Origin of the sequence: Enterococcus italicus DSM 15952 (genome assembly GCF_000185365.1) — a bacterium.
Lineage (GTDB): Bacteria > Bacillota > Bacilli > Lactobacillales > Enterococcaceae > Enterococcus_G > Enterococcus_G italicus.
The window spans coordinates 1-1,200 of sequence record NZ_GL622262.1; the positions used below are offsets into that span (position 1 = coordinate 1).

General features: G+C 26.4%; 2 protein-coding genes. Both read right to left on the reverse strand.

Annotated elements, in window-relative coordinates:
* Window positions 1–839: hypothetical protein (locus tag HMPREF9088_RS11135; RefSeq protein ID WP_007209361.1), on the reverse strand; the 839-nt coding region annotated here is incomplete at its 3' end.
* A gap of 18 nt (window positions 840–857) precedes the next feature.
* Window positions 858–1,200 (reverse strand): hypothetical protein (locus HMPREF9088_RS12140; RefSeq protein ID WP_040367768.1); only part of this gene is annotated, 343 nt, incomplete at its 5' end.

A 1,200-nucleotide genomic window follows, 5' to 3' on the forward strand; every position in this document is an offset into this window, starting at 1 on the left:
ATTAAGCTCTTTTTTCTATTATCATTAACCAATTTAGAAATACTAAAGTAATTATCAAAATCAGCTTTACTAAACTTAATTTGAGTTACATCATAGTTTTTATCTAAAAAGATTGCTCTATCAACATTACAATATGCTACAAAATATTGCTTAAAGATACAGTTTAGAAAGTAACTTGTATCATATTTATCAGCATTTAGGAATAGAGGGTGTGTTTCTACCAGTTTAGTAATAATCTCTTTAGTTCCATAGAGTCCTTGTCTTGATTTAGCAATTTCATCTAAAGTCATGATTTTTTCCAATGGTATATCTTTGACCAAATAAGACAATAGTTGAGTTCCTTTTTTTGCATACTTTTCTTTGTTTGCAAGCATTGTATTTAAATCTTTATCCCAAACCCCTTCAGTTTTAAAAAAGTTGTATAAAACATTGTCTGTAAAGTCAACTTTAAATACTTTCTTGTAGTTTTTACCTTTTTGAGATTTTAAATAGCTATTTAATTCTCCCAAATAGTGCTTAATTAAAGGATTAATTAAAGAGTCAAAGTAGTAACCTGTTTGCAATTTATCAGCATCTTTTGTTTTGATAACTCTATTATCTGATTGCTTCTTAATTGTGTTAATTCTATCTTTTAGTGTTTCTACATCTGCTTTAACTAATTCAAAAGTATCAGTATCAGCTTTTTTTCTGAGGATAAAAAGTTCATTATTGTAGCTAATATTCAAACTTTCAAGGGTTTCAATATCTTTAATTTCTTCAGGTATTTCTACTGTTTCCACTGTATTTTCAATTTCTAAATTTATATTTAAATTGTTTAAATCTAATTTTTTCTTTGCCATTTTTATTCACTCTCTTCCTTAATATCCTAATTCTTCAGCAAAATCAAAATACAACTGCTTAAAATGCTTATATTCTTTGTTTAAATCTTCATCTTTTTCTAAAGCCAGTGGTTTAGTATTTGTAAGCAAATACTCTGTAAATTTGATAGTGTTTCTAATTTCAATGTTTGAAAAATCAACTTGCTTATCTAATGCTTGTTTAGCACTATTCAAAATCATTCTATGAGTATTATTCTTCATGGTTTTAGTCGCAATCACTGATTTAATATGTAAGTCATGATTAAATTCTGACTTAAATCTGTTAATTTTAGTAATTTGTCTAACTAAATTTTTGAGAGCATACACCTCAGGCTGAAAAGGT